Annotated in this window: 19 protein-coding genes; 16 read left to right on the plus strand and 3 right to left on the minus strand. The window is 63.6% G+C overall.

The annotated features are described in order from the left end of the window. Positions 1 to 21 precede the first annotated feature (21 nt). From RHPLAN_RS03320 to RHPLAN_RS03360, 9 genes are all read left to right on the plus strand, one after another. A complete protein-coding gene (locus RHPLAN_RS03320; protein WP_068013818.1) occupies positions 22 to 429 on the plus strand; it encodes a flagellar export chaperone FliS in 408 nt (135 codons plus the stop codon). 167 nt (positions 430 to 596) lie between these two features. Then, on the plus strand, positions 597 to 1,025 hold the full coding sequence (locus RHPLAN_RS39000; RefSeq protein ID WP_068013820.1) for a hypothetical protein: 429 nt from the start codon (positions 597 to 599) through the stop codon (positions 1,023 to 1,025). 28 nt (positions 1,026 to 1,053) lie between these two features. Next, positions 1,054 to 1,533 carry a periplasmic heavy metal sensor gene (locus RHPLAN_RS40980; RefSeq protein WP_084244231.1) on the plus strand — a complete coding sequence of 160 codons (480 nt, stop codon included), beginning with the start codon at positions 1,054 to 1,056 and terminating at the stop codon, positions 1,531 to 1,533. 149 nt (positions 1,534 to 1,682) lie between these two features. After that, a complete protein-coding gene (locus RHPLAN_RS03335) occupies positions 1,683 to 2,336 on the plus strand; it encodes a flagellar hook assembly protein FlgD (protein ID WP_068013824.1) in 654 nt (217 codons plus the stop codon). A 21-nt stretch (positions 2,337 to 2,357) separates the two neighbouring features. Beyond that, positions 2,358 to 3,614 carry a flagellar hook protein FlgE gene (flgE, locus tag RHPLAN_RS03340; protein ID WP_068013825.1) on the plus strand — a complete coding sequence of 419 codons (1,257 nt, stop codon included), beginning with the start codon at positions 2,358 to 2,360 and terminating at the stop codon, positions 3,612 to 3,614. A 2-nt stretch (positions 3,615 to 3,616) separates the two neighbouring features. Further along, positions 3,617 to 3,862 (plus strand): hypothetical protein, encoded by a 246-nt coding sequence (locus RHPLAN_RS03345; protein ID WP_068013827.1) that lies wholly within the window; start codon positions 3,617 to 3,619, stop codon positions 3,860 to 3,862. A gap of 22 nt (positions 3,863 to 3,884) precedes the next feature. Beyond that, positions 3,885 to 4,328, plus strand: a complete 444-nt coding sequence (locus RHPLAN_RS03350; RefSeq protein ID WP_068013829.1) for a hypothetical protein — start codon at positions 3,885 to 3,887, stop codon at positions 4,326 to 4,328. A gap of 23 nt (positions 4,329 to 4,351) precedes the next feature. Beyond that, complete coding sequence (gene flgK / locus RHPLAN_RS03355) at positions 4,352 to 6,124, plus strand: flagellar hook-associated protein FlgK (protein WP_068013831.1); 1,773 nt, start codon at positions 4,352 to 4,354, stop codon at positions 6,122 to 6,124. A gap of 10 nt (positions 6,125 to 6,134) precedes the next feature. Further along, positions 6,135 to 7,046, plus strand: a complete 912-nt coding sequence (locus tag RHPLAN_RS03360; protein ID WP_068013833.1) for a flagellin — start codon at positions 6,135 to 6,137, stop codon at positions 7,044 to 7,046. A gap of 13 nt (positions 7,047 to 7,059) precedes the next feature. On the opposite strand, the gene RHPLAN_RS03365 is transcribed toward RHPLAN_RS03360, so the two are convergent. From RHPLAN_RS03365 to RHPLAN_RS03375, 3 genes are all read right to left on the minus strand, one after another. Continuing rightward, positions 7,060 to 8,049, minus strand: coding sequence for a Bug family tripartite tricarboxylate transporter substrate binding protein (locus RHPLAN_RS03365; RefSeq protein WP_084244233.1), 990 nt, complete (start codon positions 8,047 to 8,049; stop codon positions 7,060 to 7,062). Positions 8,050 to 8,070: 21 nt separating this feature from the next. Then, positions 8,071 to 8,859: a glutathione S-transferase family protein gene (locus tag RHPLAN_RS03370; RefSeq protein WP_068013836.1), complete on the minus strand. Its 789-nt coding sequence runs from the start codon at positions 8,857 to 8,859 to the stop codon at positions 8,071 to 8,073. Between the two features lie 113 nt (positions 8,860 to 8,972). Further along, positions 8,973 to 9,893, minus strand: coding sequence for a LysR family transcriptional regulator (locus tag RHPLAN_RS03375; protein ID WP_068013837.1), 921 nt, complete (start codon positions 9,891 to 9,893; stop codon positions 8,973 to 8,975). 119 nt (positions 9,894 to 10,012) lie between these two features. Here RHPLAN_RS03375 and RHPLAN_RS03380 point away from each other — a divergent pair, with 119 nt between their 5' ends. From RHPLAN_RS03380 to RHPLAN_RS03410, 7 genes are all read left to right on the plus strand, one after another. Continuing rightward, positions 10,013 to 11,050, plus strand: a complete 1,038-nt coding sequence (locus RHPLAN_RS03380) for an ABC transporter substrate-binding protein (RefSeq protein WP_068013839.1) — start codon at positions 10,013 to 10,015, stop codon at positions 11,048 to 11,050. Between the two features lie 95 nt (positions 11,051 to 11,145). After that, positions 11,146 to 11,937 carry an SDR family NAD(P)-dependent oxidoreductase gene (locus RHPLAN_RS03385; protein ID WP_068013840.1) on the plus strand — a complete coding sequence of 264 codons (792 nt, stop codon included), beginning with the start codon at positions 11,146 to 11,148 and terminating at the stop codon, positions 11,935 to 11,937. 10 nt (positions 11,938 to 11,947) lie between these two features. Continuing rightward, the gene (locus RHPLAN_RS03390; protein WP_068013842.1) at positions 11,948 to 13,390 is read left to right on the plus strand and encodes a dihydroorotase; all 1,443 of its coding nucleotides are present in this window, start codon (positions 11,948 to 11,950) and stop codon (positions 13,388 to 13,390) included. Beyond that, the gene (locus tag RHPLAN_RS03395) at positions 13,387 to 14,262 is read left to right on the plus strand and encodes an ABC transporter ATP-binding protein (protein WP_084244235.1); all 876 of its coding nucleotides are present in this window, start codon (positions 13,387 to 13,389) and stop codon (positions 14,260 to 14,262) included. The genes RHPLAN_RS03390 and RHPLAN_RS03395 overlap by 4 nt, the downstream gene beginning before the upstream one ends. After that, positions 14,259 to 15,032, plus strand: coding sequence for an ABC transporter permease (locus RHPLAN_RS03400; protein ID WP_068013844.1), 774 nt, complete (start codon positions 14,259 to 14,261; stop codon positions 15,030 to 15,032). Before RHPLAN_RS03395 ends, RHPLAN_RS03400 begins: the two co-directional genes overlap by 4 nt. Positions 15,033 to 15,073: 41 nt before the next feature. Next, positions 15,074 to 16,108 carry an ABC transporter substrate-binding protein gene (locus RHPLAN_RS03405; RefSeq protein WP_068013846.1) on the plus strand — a complete coding sequence of 345 codons (1,035 nt, stop codon included), beginning with the start codon at positions 15,074 to 15,076 and terminating at the stop codon, positions 16,106 to 16,108. A gap of 58 nt (positions 16,109 to 16,166) precedes the next feature. After that, complete coding sequence (locus RHPLAN_RS03410; RefSeq protein WP_068013848.1) at positions 16,167 to 17,609, plus strand: amidohydrolase family protein; 1,443 nt, start codon at positions 16,167 to 16,169, stop codon at positions 17,607 to 17,609. Positions 17,610 to 17,613: the final 4 nt, after the last annotated feature.

The following is a 17,613-nucleotide window of genomic DNA, read 5'->3' on the forward strand; positions in this document are numbered from 1 at the left end:
CGTGTCAGGAGTTGGAGTTTCATGTCGCAGAGTCAGAGTGCGTTTCAGGCGTCACAGGCGTACCGCACCGCTTCGGTCACCGTGTCGCCGTTGCGGGCGGTCGTGATGCTGCTCGAGGGCGCAGCCCGCATGCTGAAAATGGCAATCGAGGCGGGTGAGGCCAGGCGTTTTGAGGAAAGCCACGGGCATGTCATCAAGGCCACGACGATCTTGCGGGGGCTCGCCCAGCACCTCAATGCGCAGAAGGGCGGACACGTCGCGGATCAGATGGCGAAGACGTACCATTCGCTGATCATGGCCGCGCTGCGTGCCTATGGACGGCCCGATGCCCCGGCTCAGTACCGGCGGATCATCACCAGCCTGAACGAACTGCGGGAGGCCTGGTCCTTCGTGCTGAAGCAGAACTCAGGCTCCGCGGCCTCTGTCTGATTCAGGTTGGCGGGAAATCCACGGGATTCGTGCGCGCAATTGACGCACCTGCCGGTATTGGTGGAGGGATTCCAAAAAGGGTAGCTGGGGCTCCCGCTTGAACTCAGGCGCCGGATGGCCGAAAGTTGAAACGCGCCGGTTTCGAGTGATCACTGTTGTAAACGGCAATGGATATCGTCGAGTTCGAAGATCTGCTGGACCGCCTCGGCGAGGACATCTCCACCTGGCCGGTCGACAAACAGCGGCCGGCGGCCAAGCTTCTTTCCGAGTCCTCTGAGGCGCAAGACCTGATACGCGACGCGATGGCCCTGAGAGGGCTGATGGCGCGTCCGCCGATCTCCGCCCCATCAGGCCTGTCCGAGCGCATCTTCGAACGCGCGGCCTCCCTGCAGGAGCCGCGAAAAGAGTCCCACGTCTCCGCTGCTTATCGGCTGCTGGCGATCGGTCGGCAGCATTGGGGAGCGATTTTTGCGGCTTGCTTCATGGCTGGCGTTGTCACCGGACTCGTCCACAGCCATTTCCGCAACCCTGCGGCGCCGGTCGCCATCCACGACTACGTGGCCTACGTGCTGAATTTCACCTATAATATTGACTGATCGCGCGGGGGCGGCGCGGGGGTGGCTGATGTTTTCCGGTCCACGTCGGACGGAGTTTTTGTCGTTTGCGGTTGTCGTTTCGGTCGGGTTGAACCTTTTCCTGGCCGGCATCCTGCTTGGCAGCTTTCCGTCCAGTTTCTGGCATCGGCCCCGCGAACGGCACGATATCCGTGAAGATCTGAGGAGGTCGCTGAGTCAGCCCGGCGCCGAGCTGCTCATCCGCGCGGTCGACCAGGTGCACAGCCAGTTCGAATCCCGTTTCCGCGATGCCGAGACCGGCCAGCAACGCAAAGCGGAGCTCCTGTCTCGGGAGCCTTTCGATCGGAGCGCATTCTTGGCCGAGAGTCGCGAGGAGCACGCCCAGTTCGTGACGGGCGTTGCCAAGGCCGACGAGATCGTGGCCGACGCCATTGCGCGTCTCAGTCTGGAAGACCGCCAGATCCTCGCCAAGATGCATCTTCCCCCGCCATTCGGAATGGGTCGGCGCCCTCCACCGCCGCCGCGGTGATCGCGGCCGTCGCTCGCCGCAGCAAGGCATCGAAAATCAGAGCCTGATTTCGCCCGCTGAGCCGTTCTAAGGCCAAGCGAAACTTCAAGATCATCGACGCAACAGAGCAACATCCGCACATGCGTGCGGATGAGCGGGTGAGGTTTGTCATGACTGTCAGTTCGGTGAGCGCGGCGACGACGACGCAGTCCGCCATCAACTCCGCGGCGAGCAGCGCCGGAATCTCTTCGACCGATTTTCTGACGCTTCTGGTCGGCGAGCTGCAGAACCAGGATCCGCTCGATCCGACCAGCACGTCCGACTTCATCAATCAGATGAGCCAGTACGCGACGTTCGATCAGCAGCAGACCTTGAACACCAATCTCAGCACGCTGCTGACCTCGTTCAACAGCCTGCTGACGCTCAACGCCGTCAACTACATCGGGCACACCGTCGAGGCCAAGGGCGACACCGCCACGCTGCAGAACGGACAGGCGGCGTTCGGCTATTCGCTGTCGTCCGCGGCGGCGTCGGTCAATCTCTCGATTCAGGACTCGACCGGCAAGACGGTCTGGACCGGGACCGGCCCCACCCAGAGCGGTCTCAACACCATCACGTGGGAGGGCACCGATAGCAGCGGCAACCAGCTCTCCGACGGCCAGTATTCGCTGACCGTCTCCGCGCTCGATGCAAACGGAAATTCGGTTCTCAACTACCAGACGTTCTTCGGACAGGTCACCGACGTGGAAAACACGACGGGCACCACGACGCTCAACGTCGGCGGTACTTCGGTCAACACGTCCGACGTCGTCGCAGTCAAGTAACTCCACAGTAGGGACATAGTCATGGGTCTTTCAGGCGCGCTCTCCTCGGCGATCACCGGCCTCAGTGCTCAAAGCCAGGCTCTGGCGATGGTCAGCGACAACATCGCGAACTCCAACACCACGGCCTACAAGACCAACACCGCGATGTTCGACGATCTCGTCACCACGGCAGTCGGCGCCTCGCAATACTCGTCCGGCGGCGTGACGGTGTCGACGCGCGCCAATGTCTCGCAGCAGGGCCTGTTGACCACCACGACGAATGCGACCGACCTCGCGATCCAGGGATCTGGCTTCTTCATCGTCTCGGACGCGGCGAGCGGCGGCTCGGTGTCGTACACACGGAATGGCGCCTTCACCATCAACAATGCCGGATATCTGACCAACAATGGCAGCTATCTGATGGGATGGCGCACCGACGCGTCAGGCAATGTGGTGAGCAACTCACTCACGGCGGTCAACACCCAGGTTGCGACTGTAAGCGGCTCGGCCACGACGGAGACCACGTTCGCCGCCAACCTGCCGGCCGATGCCGCCGTCGGCGATACCTTCAACACCTCGATGTCGGTCTATGACGGTCTTGGCACCGACAACACGGTCCAGGTCACCTGGACGAAGACTGCGGCGAACAGCTGGACGGCGAGTTTCGCCAATCCAACGTCGGCGACGGATACCTCGACCCCCACCGGAACCACGAGCGGATCGGTTGACGTCACCTTCAACGCCGATGGCTCGCTCGCGAGCACGAACCCGAGTCCGCCGACGATCTCGATCACGGGCTGGAGCAGCGGTGCAGCCGACAGCACGATCTCCCTCAATCTCGGAACCATCGGCGGCACCGATGGGCTGACGCAGCTCGCATCCGGCGAGACGCCGGCGAATGTGAGCGTGACCGGAATCACCTCCGACGGCATGGCGTTCGGAAAGCTCAGCTCCATCTCGATCGGCACCGGCGGTCTCGTCAACGCGACCTACTCGAATGGCCAGACCATCGCGATCTACAAGATTCCGCTCGCGACGTTTGCGAATCCCGACGGCCTCGCAGCGCAGAGCAACGGTCTCTATCAGGACACGATCGAAGCCGGCAATCCGACGATCCAGGCGTCGAGCACCGGAGCGGCGGGCAAGATCTTCGGTAGCGAATTGGAAAGCAGCGCGACCAACACCAACGAAGAATTCAGCTCGATGATGGCGGCGCAGCAGGCCTATTCGGCCAACGCGCAGGTCATCACGGCCGTCAACAAGATGTTCGATACCCTGATCTCAGCCGTCAGCCGCTGATCATGAACCCGCCGGCCCGTCAGGATGACGAACTGCTGCGGCGCAGCCGACGGACGCTCGAGGCGGCGCGGCGTCTGAAAGCCGGGGTCGAGCCGAGGCAAATCCTCGTGGCGATCGCGGAGATCAAGGGGCAACTCGCTCTGCTGCACAAACGACTGGCGCGGGTCGGGGCCGAAAGCGAGGCCGCGGCGCGCAGGTGCAGCGCCAACTCGGCGTACCGCCGCAGCTACGCGTTGAGATCGCGTTAACGAGAATATCCAGGAGGTCATCATGACCGTGACAGAGAGCAAGAATCCCGAAGCGGCCAGGATCGAAAAGTTCATCGCGCTGATCGATGAAATGATCCAGATCGTCGCCGAGGAAAATTCCGAGCTGGCCCTTGGTGTCCCGGCGCCCCGGTCGAAGCTTCTGAGCCGCAAGGTCGAGCTTGCGGAAGCCTTCGAGAAGTGGGTCGCGGACGTCACATCGCGAAAGCTCAGCCTCGCGAATCTGGATGTGGCGCTGAAGGGCCGGCTGATGGACCGCGTCGGCATTCTGCAGAAGATCATGGACGAGAACGTGATCAAGTTGCGCGCGGCGATCGAGGCGAGCCAGATGCGGATCGATGCGGTGATGCGGGCGATCCGCGAGCGCATCTCGGTCAGTGCGCCTTATGCCGCCGACGGACGCCGCTGCGCTCCGCTGGTCTCCTGCACATCCAACCTGCACGCCTGAGGCCGGCGAGACGGAGCGTTCCAGTGTCGATCAACAGCGCCGCGTATATCGCATTGTCCGGGATGATGGCGACCCAGGTGCAGATGTCGGTTGCATCTGCCAACATCTCCAACGCGGGAACCACGGGATACACGGAGAAGACCGCGCAACAAGAGGCTGTGGTGAACGGCGGCGTCGCGGCAGGCACCACGATCACCGGCATCAGCAGTTCCGTCGACGCCTTCCTGCTGAAGTCATTGATCGCGTCCGGATCGGACACCGGTGCCGCGAAAACCGCCGATAACTATCTCGACCAATTGCAATCCCTCTACGGGACGACGGGCAGCAGCGACAGCTCCGGCACTTCGCTGGGCAACACCATCGCTTCGTTCGAGGCTGCCCTGTCGTCGCTTGAGAGCTCACCGAACAGCGCTTCGTTGAAGGAGAACGCGGTCGGCGCGCTCGACCAGGTCGTGTCGCAATTGCGTGAGACCTCCGCCGGCATCCAGCAGCTCCGCGGCAATGCCGACCGGGACATCGCCAAGACCGTATCCGACGTGAATCAGCAGCTTGAGCTGATCGGCACCCTCAACACGCAGATCCAACAGGCCAGCGCAGCCGGCCAGTCGACCGCCGATCTGGTGGATCAGCGCAACACCGCGCTGCAGGCTGTCGCCTCGGAAATGAGCGTCAGCTACTACACCACGTCCTCCGGCGCGCTCCAGGTTTATTCCAAGTCCGGGCAGGCGCTGGTGGACTCCAGCGTGCACGAGCTCAGCTATACCCCCGCTTCGACAGTGACGAGCTCGACAACCTACAGCGCGACGCCGCCGAGCGGCTTCTCCGGCATCACGGTCAACGGCATCGACATCACCTCGCAGCTCGGCTCGGGCTCGCTTGCGGAGCTCGTCACCCTGCGCGACACGACTTTGCCGGACGCGCAAACCCAGCTTGACTCGCTCGCCAGCCAACTGGCGTCTACATTGAATGCGGTGAGCAGCCAGGGAACGGCGCTGCCGCCGCCTTCGACGTTGACGGGCAGCGCGGAGGTCACGGCAGGAACGGCGCTTTCGGCCACCGGCACGGTACGCTTCGCGGTCGCCGACCAGTCCGGAAACCTCGTCTCGTACCAGGATCTCGATCTGTCGTCCTATTCGACGGTCGGCGATCTGGTGTCGGCGATCAACGGAATCTCCGGGCTTTCAGCTTCGATCGATTCGAACGGACATGTCGTGATTTCCAGTACCGATTCCAGCGACGGCGTCGCGATCAACGAGATGTCGAGCTCCGTGGGCTCCTCGGGTGAGGGTCTCGTGCAATGGCTCGGGCTCAACGATCTCGTCACCGGAACGAGCGCGTCCGACATCGCGGTACGACCGGACATTCTCGACAACTCTTCGCTGCTGGGCACGTCGATCCTCGATTCTTCGGCGTCGCCGCAGACCGGCGCGCAGGTGCTCTCGCCGGGCTCGTCCACGATCGCCGACGATCTGTACAGCGCGATGATCGGCGATACCAAGTTCTCGGCGGTGCCGGGAATCGGCGCCACCACCTCGTCCTTCGCGGACTACGCCGCCGCGATCGTGTCGAGCGTCGCGACGCAAGCTTCTCAGGCCACGACGACATACAACAACAAGCAGGCGCTGCAATCGTCGCTCAGCAGCACGATGTCGTCGGAATCGGGCGTAAACCTCGACGAAGAGACCGCGCGTCTCAGCACGTTGCAAAATCAATACTCGGCATCGGCGGAACTGCTGCAAGTGTTGAACCAGATGTTTTCGACGCTGCTGACGGCGGTCCAATCCGCCGTCGCATAGTGGGTGCCCGATGATTTCCCGTGTCGCCACGTTCGCCATCAACAATCAGATGATCGACGCCGCCCTGCGCACGCAGAGCACGATGGCCAATCAGCAGCTGCAAGAGGCATCCGGACTGGTTTCCTCGGACTACGCCGGTCTTGGCGCGACGTCCCAGCAGGTCATCGACCTGCAGGTTTCGGTCTCGCGCTCGCAGTCCTACATCGACGCGGCGACCTCGGCGGACAGCAAGGTCCAGGTCATGTATTCGACGGTGACCTCCGTCAGCGACCTGCTCACCCAGCTTCGCACGCTGCTGACGTCGGCCAGCAACAGCGCCACCACCAATGCTTCGACCGTGTCGCAATCGGCGCAGCAGATGCTGCAGGAGATGGCTTCGCTGCTGAATACGCAGTATTCCGGGCAATATCTGTTCGGGGGCTCGGACACGAACACGCCGCCGGTCGACGTTTCGAGCGCGTCATATCCGGCGATGACGTCGCCGTCGTCGGCGAGCACGTCCTACTACAAAGGCGACGACCAGGCCGCCTCGGTTCGGGTGTCCGACAACACCACGGTCACCTACGGCGTCACGGCGGACAACTCTGCCTTCGAGCAGGCGATGCGCGCCCTCAATCTTGCCGCCAACAATTCGCCCATGTCGGACGCGACCCTGAAAGGAGCGCTCGATCTCGCGACCTCGGCGGTCAATGCGACGGCGGAGGTGCAGGCCCAGCTCGGGGTGGCGTCCTCCTCGATCCAGTCCGCCAGCGCGGCGCAGACATCGTATCAGAGCTATGCCAAGACGCTTGGCGGCAATCTGACCAATGTGGACGTCGCGGCGGTGACGGCGCAGCTGTCCACCTTTCAGGCGCAGCTTACGGCATCCTATGCCGCCATCTCGAAGATGCAGAGCCTGAACCTGGCGAGCTACCTGCGCTAACGCGCCGGCAATGCTATTCTGCTTTGATCCCCGCTGATTTGGCGACGGCGGTCCATTTCGCGACATCGTCAGCGATCAGCTTCTGGAATGCCTCTGGGGTGCTGCCGACAATGTCGCCGCCTTCAGTCTCAGCCCAATGCTGCAGTTTCGGCGTCGCCAGGCCTGCGCGCATTTCCTCCGATAACCGCACGACGATCTCTTTCGGCGTGTTGGCCGGCGCTAGTATTCCGAACCACTGAAACACGTCGTAGCCGGGCAGACCGGACTCAGCGATGGTGGGAATATCCGGTGCGATGCGGCTGCGGTTGCGCGTCGAGATTGCCAGCGCCCGGAGCATCTTGGTGTCGAGATGCTGTTTCGCCGCGACCGTATTCACCATCATCACCGGCACACGTCCGCCAAGCACGTCGGTCAGCGCCGGAGCGACTCCGTTGTACGGCACGTGAACCAAGTCGAGCCCGAGGCGGTTCTTCAGCAGTTCCATTCCCATATGCGTGGTCGAGCCAAGGCCCGGCGAGGCGAAGGACAGCTTCCCGGGCTCCTGCTTCGCCAGCGCAACAAACTCCAGAAAAGTCTTGGCGGACAGGGAGGGGTGGACGACGAGCACGTTCGGAATCGAAACCGCGAGCGTGATCGGGGCGAAATCCGCAACGGGGTCGAAGCGCATCGTCTTTCGCACGATGTGCAAGCTCGTCATGGTGCTAGCGACCGCAACCAATGTGTAGCCGTCGGGCGTAGCGCGGGCGGCGGCTTCGATGCCCGTTGCACTGCCGCCGCCGGGCCGGTTCTCGATGACGAACGACTGGCCCATCTTTTCCGACAGGTATTGCCCCAGCAGGCGCGCCACCGTGTCGGTGCCGCCACCGGCTGATGAGGGCACGATGATCCGAACCGGCTTGGAGGGGTAGTCCGACTGCGCCGCGGCCGGGCCGAAGCAAAGCGCGGCCACCGCAATCGCGGCGCAAATGCGCGTGGCCGTCATGAGCATTGAAACGCGGGTCATGTTTGTTGCGCGATCGATGTTTCAGCAGGCTGGCAGCGATTCCAGAGCCGGATGGGAGCCTTCCGCGCCATAGCGCGAGCCGGGATAGAAGGTCTGCGTGAATGACGGGCGAGCCTGAACGCGCTCGAACCAGGCGGCCACGTGCGGCTTATCATTCCAGACATGGCCGAGGCCGATGTCGGACATCCGGACCAAGGTTGGGATCAGCGCGATGTCGGCCAGCGTGAACTGCTCGCCCGAGACCCAGGGATTCTCCGTCAACGAGCGCTCCATCCGATTGACGGTCTCCCGGAGCTTTTCGATCGCCTGGTTTTCTTCCTCCTGGCTGGAGCCTTCCAGACCCATGTTCCGGTAGAAATGCTTTCGCACCGTGCGCTTTTCGACGAGCTTCGAAAACGCCTCTTCGGACATGTTCTTCCATTTGTGCCGGATGTACCGGTTGTACGACGGCACTCTGATGGCCGGTGTCGGCACCTCATCGATGAATTGCCGCCAGATGCGCATCCGTGCGCGCTTGTATGGATCGGACGGCGACAACGGTGATGCCGGGAACACCTCATCGAGATATTCGGCGATCACCGATGAGTCGATGATCACCCGTTGGCCGTGGGTCAGCGTCGGCACCACACCGTTCTCGTTCAGTTTGAGGTACCAGTCGGACAGGTTTTCGCTCTTGCTCGAATCGAGCCGGCGATCCTCGAACCGCAGCGATTTTTCGGCGAGCACCAGGCGGACCTTCTGGCTGCACGTCGACGTCGGCCAATTGTAGAGAACGAGTTCGTCGTTCGTGGACGGGATGCTTTGCATCATGTGCCGGTTACCTTGAATTTGACGTCACCGATCCGTAGCGCGTTTCCTATGACCCGCCTACGCCTGCTCGACATGTCCAGCATGCGTGGCCGCCGGACGCATGTTTCGCGCCGTTATCGGGTAGCGGTGCGAGGTTCGCGCATCGCCTCCAACGCACGGGCCAGCCGTTCCGCGAACACAGCGGCTGGAATCGGAAGGTTGCGGCTGCGCAATTGGCCCAGCACCAGGTTGGCGCGTGGCACATCCCTGTCGTCGATGTCGCGGGCGACCAGGCCGAGCTTGTTGCCGGACTGCATGGTGCCCGCGCGGATCTGGAACGAGATCAGGTTGGCCTGGAGCACGAGGCCCCGCAGAAGTTCGAACGAGTTGGATTCGGCGGCGACCTGAAAGGAAATCCGGCTGCGCGCCATGACCTCTTCGAGCAACTGCCGGCCGCCGATGCTGCGCTCCGGCAGTGCCACCGGATAAGCCGCGCAATCGCGCAGCCGCACGGTTCGCTTCGCCGAAAGCGGGTGATCGGCGGCCATCACGGCGACGACACGCTGCTCGAGCGCCATCAGCGGGTGGAAGTTGGCGAGAAACGGCGGCCGGAACACCAGCGCCAAATCCACCTCGTAAGCCGCCAGCGCCGCCATCGCCTGCTCGTGATCGAACACCTTCACGTCGAACGACACGAACGCGTGCCGCTTGCGGAACTCGCCGATCTGCCGTGGCAGGAATTCCAGCGCGAGGGCCTGGCTGCACGCGATCCGCACCGTGCCGCGGCGCATGCCCTTGAGGTCGGAGATCTGCGATTTCATCCGCTCGACTTCGCTGTCCTGCTGGCGCAGGTAGTTGACGAACACCTCGCCCGCGGCGGTCAGGCGCACCCCCCGTGGCCGTCGCTCGAACAGCGGCGCGCCGAGTTCCTCCTCCAGATCCATGATCCGACGGTTCACCGCGGACGCCGTGACGTTCAGCTGATCGGCCGCCTTGCGGATCGAACCCGATCGCGCGACCTCGTCGACATAGTTCAGGATGCGCAAGTGCTTCATGAGCCGCCCGCCTGAGTGATGCCTTTTCGGCAACACAATAGCAAGAAATCGGCGGCAGATGCGATCACTGAAACGGGGTAGCGTTCTGTGGCCGGGACAGCCTCAATCAGGGTGCCCCAATGAACTCGGTTCTGCGATCCACGCTGGCGGCCTTGGCCGCGGCGTTTACGTTTTCCGCGCTGACGGCCCTGCCGGCAGAGGCGCAAACCACCAAGCTCAAGCTGGTCCTGAACTGGAAGTATCAGGGCCCGCAGGGGATGTTCTTCATCGCCGACGACAAGGGCTATTTCAAAGAGGAAGGCCTGGAGGTCACGCTCGACCAGGGCAACGGCTCCGGCGCGGCCGTGCCGTTGGTGGCGAACGGCACTTACGACGTGGGCTTCGGCGACATCAATGCGCTGATCGAGTTCGCTGCCAAGAAGCCCGAGGAAGCGCCGATCGCGGTCTATGTGATGTTCAACCAGCCGCCGTTCACGGTGGCGGTCAAAGCTGACAGCCCCATTAAGACGCCGAGGGATTTCGAGGGCAAGACGATCGGCGGCGCCGCCAATGACGGTGCGCTGAAGCTGTTCCCGGCGTTCTGCAAGATCACCAAGATCGACTGCACCAAGGTCAAAGTCACCAACATGCAGCCCAATCTGCGCGAGCAGATGCTGATGCAGGGCCAGGTCGACGGGGTGTTCGGCTTCGTCAACACCATCCGCTTCTCGGCCAAGCTGATGGGCGTGGAGGATGGCCAGCTTCGCTACATCAACTACGGCGACTACGGCATGGACCTCTATTCCAACGCCATCATCGTCTCCAAGAAGCTCGTGAAGGAGAATCCCAAGGCGGTCGCCGGGCTCGTTCGCGCCATCAATCGCGGGCTTGTCGACTCTCTGAAAGATCTCGATGCCTCGGTCGCGGCCGTTGCCAAGCGTGAACCGCTGATCAAAGTGCCGGTCGAGAAGGAGCGCTTCATCGCGACCCTGAAGGACGAGATGAACCATCCCGAGATCGCCAAGATCGGGCTCGGCAATGTCGATCCGGAGCGGTTGAAGAAATCGATCGACATCCTCGTCGACGCCAATGGCCTGCCGCGCACGCCGGCGGTCTCCGAGATTTTCACGCCGGCCTTCCTGCCGGACGCGAAAGACCTGCCGAAGAAGCTGTTCTAGCGAGGCTCGGGGGTGCCTCGCAGTGCCCTCTCCCTGGGGTTCTCGGGGGTGGGCACCAGCGCTTCGGTCGGACAACGACAGTCAACGAGAGACGTATGGACCTGCAGTTGAACGGACGCGTTGCGATGATCACCGGCCCGGCCAAGGGCATGGGCGCGGCGATCACGGTCGCCTTCGCGGTTGAGGGGGTGAAGCTCGCCTTGGTCGGCCGCGATGTTGCGGCCATCGAGCCGGTTGCCGAGGAGGCCAGGGCGCACGGCGCGGAAGCGATCGTGGTGCCCTGCGATCTCACCGACGCCAAGCAGTGCGAGAACGCCGCCAAGGCCACGATCGAGAAATTCGGCCGCATCGACATCCTGGTGAATGTGGCCGGCGGCTCGGGCCCGATCGGCAAGACCGGCGTCGAGACCACGCCGGACGAATTCGACGACATCGTTACGCTCAACATGAACGGCTGCTTTCACACCATGCGGGCGACGCTGCCGGCCATGATGGCGCAGCGCTACGGCAAGATCGTCAACGTGGGCGGCACCTTCGGCATGCGCGGGCGCGCCGGCCGGATGGCCTATTCGGCCTCAAAATGGGGCCTGCGTGGCATCACCAAGAGCTTCGCGCTCGAAGTCGGACCCTACAACATCAATGTCAACTGCGTGGCGCCCGGCATGGTCGATGGCCCGCGGTTTCGCGACAAGGTCTGCACCGACATGGCCAAGAAGCTCGGCATCACGCTCGAGCAGGCCATGGAACGCCACGCCGCTGACTATGCATTGAAGCGGGTTACCGTCGACAACGACGTGGCCAATGCTTGCCTGTTTCTTGCAAGCGATGCCTCGCGCCAGATCACCGGCATCGACCTGCCGGTCGACGGCGGCTGGGCGATGCTCTGAGGAGGCGAACATGACAAAGGCAGATCTCGTCATCCGCGGAGGCAAGGTGGTGTCGCCCGACAGCGTCGTCGAGGCGAGCGTCGCGATCAAAGACGGCAAGATCCTCGCGGTCGGCGCCGACGAGGCGATGCCGGAGGCCATCGACACGCTCGACGCCAGCGGCATGCACGTGCTGCCCGGCGCGATCGACGTCCATGTGCACTTCCGTGATCCCGGCTATCCCCACAAGGAAGACTTTGCGAGCGGCACGGCGGCCGCGGCCTTCGGCGGCGTCACAACGGTGTTCGATATGCCGAACACGATTCCGCCAGTCGGCACGCCTGAGCTTCTTGCCGCCAAGCACAAGATGGCGGCCGAGAAGGCGCATGTCGATTTCGGCCTCTACGCGCTCCTTGGCGAAGACACCATCCAGCACGCGCCGGAACTCGCCAAGACCGCGATCGGCTTCAAGCTCTATATGGGCAACACCTTCGGCGCGATTCCCTCGCCCGACACGGGCGCGATGCTCGAAGCCTTCGAGGTGGTGGCGCCGACCGGCAAGCGCGTCTCGCTGCATGCCGAGACCAACGAGATCATGGTGCGCAGAGAGCTCCGCATGCGCGAGGTCGGCCGCATCGATCCTCTTGCTCACATCGCTTCGAGGCCTGCGGTCGTGGCGATCGAGGCGGTCTGCCGCGCTGCGATCCTCGCCGAATGGACCGGCGCACGCATCCACATCCTGCACATCTCGTCGGCCGAGGAGTTGCGCCCGCTGGCCGAGGCCAAGGCGCGCGGCGTCGACATCACCGGCGAGACCTGTCCGCAGTATCTGTTTCTCTCCACGGACGACTATGCCCGGTTCGGCGGCGTGATCCGCGTCAATCCGCCGGTGCGCGAGAAGCGCAACCAGGAGCCGCTGTTCGCAGCGCTCGCCGACGGCACGGTCGACATGGTCGCCACCGACCATGCGCCGCATTCCGTCGAGGAGAAAACCCGCAACGATATCTGGACGGTCGACTGCGGTTTCCCGGGTGTCGAGACCCAGATGCCGATGATGCTGACCGAAGTGGCCGCCGGCCGCTACAGCATCAGCGACTATGTGCGCTGGAGCGCCGCGAACCCGGCCAAGATCTGGGGGCTTTATCCGCGCAAGGGCGTGATTCAAGCTGGCACCGATGCCGATATCGCGGTGGTCGATCTTAATCGCCAGTGGACCATCGACGACGCCAAGCTGCAATCGCTGTCGCGCATCACGCCGTTCCATGGCCAGCGCGTCACCGGCCTGCCCATCCACACGCTCGTGCGCGGCCGTTTCGTCATGAAGGACCGCACGCTGATGCCCGGCACGCGCGGTTGGGGCCGCTCGGTGCATGCCATCCAGCAGATGCCGCCGGCCTCGCCGAAGAACACCGACAACACGATGGCCGCGATCTTGCAGGGCCGGACGTCGTCAAACCGGGAGCATGCCGCATGAGCCTCGCCGCGGTGGCGATCGATCCCACGCCCGCTTTGCCGGAAAGCGTGCATTCGGGCGCCTTCGTCGAGCTTGAGAAGGTCACCCACACCTACGGGCGCGGTGAGCGGCAGGTGCATGCGCTGTCCGAGACCACGCTGCGGATCGAGAAGGGCGACTTCGTCGCGCTGGTGGGCCCTTCGGGCTGCGGCAAGTCGACAATCCTCAAGCTCGTCACCGGCCTGATCAACGCGTCGACCGGTTATGTTTACGTCGCGGGACGCGAGGTCGGTGCCGAGCCGGTGCGGGTCGGCATGGCGTTCCAGAACCCGACGCTGCTGCCATGGCTCACGCTGCTCGACAACGTGATGCTGCCGTTGAAGATCGTGCCGCCCTACCGGCAGGAGTATCGGCGGAAGCGCAAGGGCGAATTCCGCGACAGGGTCGAGGCGCTGCTGGCGCAGGTCGGTCTCGCTGGCTTCAGCAACAAGTTTCCCTGGCAGCTCTCCGGCGGCATGCTGCAGCGCGCTTCGCTATGTCGTGCGTTGGTGCACGAGCCGCAGCTCCTGATGCTCGACGAGCCGTTCGGCGCGCTCGATCAGTTCACCCGCGAGGAGCTGTGGGCCATCATGCAGGAGCTTTGGACCATCCATCGACCGACGGTGCTGTTGGTCACCCACGATCTCAAGGAAGCGGGTTTCCTCGCCAACCGCATCTGTGTGATGGCGGCGCGGCCGGGGCGGATCATCGACGACAGCGTGGTGCCGTTTGCGCGGCCCCGCACCGTGACCATGACCTACGAGCCGGACTTCGTGTCGATGACGCACAAATTGCGCGAGTTCATTGTCCACGCCCAACCGCCCAAAGTGTCCGCTGCGGGAGCGCCGCAATGAACACCCAGCTCAGAAGGCGCATCGCCTCCGCCGCGTTGATCATCGGCTTCTTCGTGCTCTGGGAGGTGATCTGTCTTGGCTTCGGCATCAAGGACATCGTGCTGCCGCGACCGACCCAGATCATTTATACGCTGGTCACGCGTTTCCCCGCGATCTGGCCGCACGCCATCCAGACACTCTACGAGACGTTGGTGGCGTTTGCGTTTGGCATCGTGCTTGGCGTCGCGCTGGGCGTGCTGGTCGGTTCGTCGCGGCTCGCCTATGACGTGACCTATCCGCTGCTGATCGGCTTCTCGAGCATCCCCAAGGTCGCGGTGGTGCCGATTTTCGTTTTGTGGTTCGGCGCCGGCACCGTGCCGGCGATTCTCACTGCCGTCACGCTCGCCTTCTTCCCGATCGTTGTGAACGTCGCAACCGGGCTCGCCACCACCGAGCCCGAGCTCGAAGACGTCATGAAGGCGATGAAGGCCACCAAGCTCGACATTCTGTTCAATGTGGGCCTGCCGCGGACCATGCCGTACTTTTTCGCCTCGCTGAAAGTCGCCGTCACGCAGGCCTTTGTCGGCACGGTAATTGCAGAAACCGTGGCGTCCAATCGCGGTATCGGCAACCTGATGATGATCGCAAGCTCGAGCTTCGACGTTCCGCTGGTGTTTGCCGGATTGCTGATCCTCGGCGCGCTGGGCGTCGGTCTCTACGTCGTCTTCTCGCTGATCGAAACGCGGGTGACCGGCTGGGCACGCCGCAATGACGAATTCGCGATGGGCTAAAACGGATCGGCTGCCGGGCCGGTCGCAACAGGAGCGTTTGAATGTTCGCAAAACTTCGATGGGCCGCGGCAGCTTTGGGCCTTGTGCTCTGGACGACAACCGCCTTCGCGCAGGACGTTACCAAGATCCGCTTCTCGCTGGACTGGAAGCTGCAAGGCATCCACGCCTGGTTCCTGTGGGCGCAGGAGAAGGGCTACTTCGCGCAGGAGAAGCTCGACGTCACCATCGACCAGGGCGAGGGCTCGGCCGGCGCGGTGACGCGTGTCATGACGGGCGCCTATGACGCGGCATTCGGCGACGCCAATGCTGTCATCCAGAGCGCCGCGCTGAAGCCCGGCGAGGCGCCGCTGATCGTCTACATGATGTACAGCCGCGCGCCGTTCGCGCTGCTCACCAAGGCGACCAGCTCGATCAAGACCATCAAGGATCTGGAAGGCAAGAAGCTCGGCGCACCGGCGGCGGGCGCCACCGTCAAGATGCTGCCGCTGATGGCGAAGAAGAACGGCATCGACTACTCGAAGATCAGCCTTCTGAGCGTCGCGCCGAATCTCCAGGAGCAGCTGCTGCTGCAGGATCAGGTCGAAGCGATCGCGATTTTCACCGCGACCAGCTACATGAATCTCGTCGCGCTCAATCTCGATCCCGACAAGGACTTCCGCTGGATCTATTACGCCGATGCCGGCGCCGACCTCTATTCCAACTGCATCATCGTCTCGCAGAAGCTCGTCAAGGAGAAGCCGGAAGCTGTGAAGGGCCTGGTGCGCGCGATCAACCGCTCCATCAGGGAGGTGATCGAGAATCCGGACGCGGCGATCGACATCCTGGTCAAGAGAGAGCCGCTGGTGAAGCGCGACATCGAGAAGCGCCGGCTGATCTATGTCTACAAGACGTTGATGGATACGCCGGAGGCGCGGCAGATCGGCATGGGCGACGTGGTCGATGCGCGCATCGACGAATCCTCCGCCATGATCAAGGAGGCGTTCGAGCTTCCCCGCGCGCCAAAATTCGACGAGGTGTTCGGCCGTTCGTTTCTGCCTCCCAAAGCCGACCGGATGATGCCAGTATTGTCGAACTGATCGAAATTCGGGAGCCCGCAATCGTCCGGTTGCGGGCTCGGGCTGCCGGGCTCTGCCGATGCGTGAACTGACCTGCTCTCATATTCAACCGAGCGCCGATGCGCCGGCCGGTGGCGCGCATGCCATCCGGATCGACGGCGAGCGCATCGTTGCGGTCGAGCCGGTCACGCCCGGAGCGCGCCGCCTGCTCGCCATGCCGGCCCCGACCAACGCTCACGATCACGCCCGCGTCACCTCGACCACGGCCTACGGCGGCGCCGGCAAGCCGCTGGAAAGCTGGATCGCTTATCTCGCGCTGCTGCCGTCGATCGATCCTTATCTCGCCAGCGCTGTCTCGCTGTCGCGCAGCGCGCTCGGTGGTGCGGCAGCAATCATGGTGCATTACACGCGCGTGCAAGGGCTCACCGATCTGCCGACCGAGGTGGCCGAGGTCGCGCGTGCGGCGCGCGATGTCGGCGTGCGCGTGGGCTTTGCGGTTGCGATGCGTAACCGCAATCCGCTGGTTTACGGGCCGTCGGAGCCGGTGCTGGCAGCACTGTCGCCGCAAGCCCGCACGGAGGTCGAGAAGCGCTATCTCAAGCCGCCGCTGTCGGTGGAACAGCAACTCGCGCTGGTCGATGCGGTCGCCAACGCCGCCGCCAATCCGATGTTCGACGTGCAGTACGGCCCGCAGGCGGTGCAGTGGTGCACGCACGAGCTCCTGGAGGCGATCGCGGACGCCTCGAAGCGCACCGGCCGCCGCATCCACATGCATCTGCTGGAGACCCAAACGCAGCGGGCTTGGCTCGACGCCAACTATCCCGGCGGCATCCTGAAATTCCTTGATGGCATCGGCTTCTTGAGTCCGCGGCTGACGCTCGCCCACTGCACCTGGGCGCGGCCTGACGAGCTCGAGCTGCTCGCCGCCCGCGGCGCAACGATATCCGTGAACACCAGCTCGAACCTGCATCTGCGCTCGGGCATCGCGCCGCTCAAGGAGATGGTGAAGCGCGGCTGCCGCGTGGCGCTCGGGCTCGACGGCTCGACCTTCGACGAGGATGACGATGCGCTCCGCGAAATGCGGCTCGCGCATTTCCTGCATCAGGGCTGGGCCTTCACGACCGACGTCAGCCGCGCGCAGATGTTGCGGATGGCATTCCACAACGGCCGCTTCTCGGTCACCAACAGGGACGACGGCGGCGCGCTTGCGCCCGGCATGCCGGCCGACATCCTGGTTTTGGACTGGGACGCGGTCGACCATGAACGCGTGCGGCCCGATCTCAATCCGCAGGACATGCTGTTTGCCCGCAGCACCATGCGCCACATCCACGAGCTGATCGTCGCCGGACGTCCGGTGGTGCGCGACGGGCAGGTGTTGAACATCGATTACCCCGTCATGCGCGACGAGATGCTGGCGCGGCTGCGCGCCGACATGCACGGAAACGAAGGGCTCGCGGCCGCTATCTCCGAGCTCGAGCGTGCGATCGCGGCGCATTACCAATCGCAGCCGCCTTGCTGTTGAGTTC

The sequence above is a fragment of the Rhodoplanes sp. Z2-YC6860 genome (assembly GCF_001579845.1).
In the GTDB taxonomy this organism is placed as follows: Bacteria; Pseudomonadota; Alphaproteobacteria; order Rhizobiales; family Xanthobacteraceae; genus Z2-YC6860.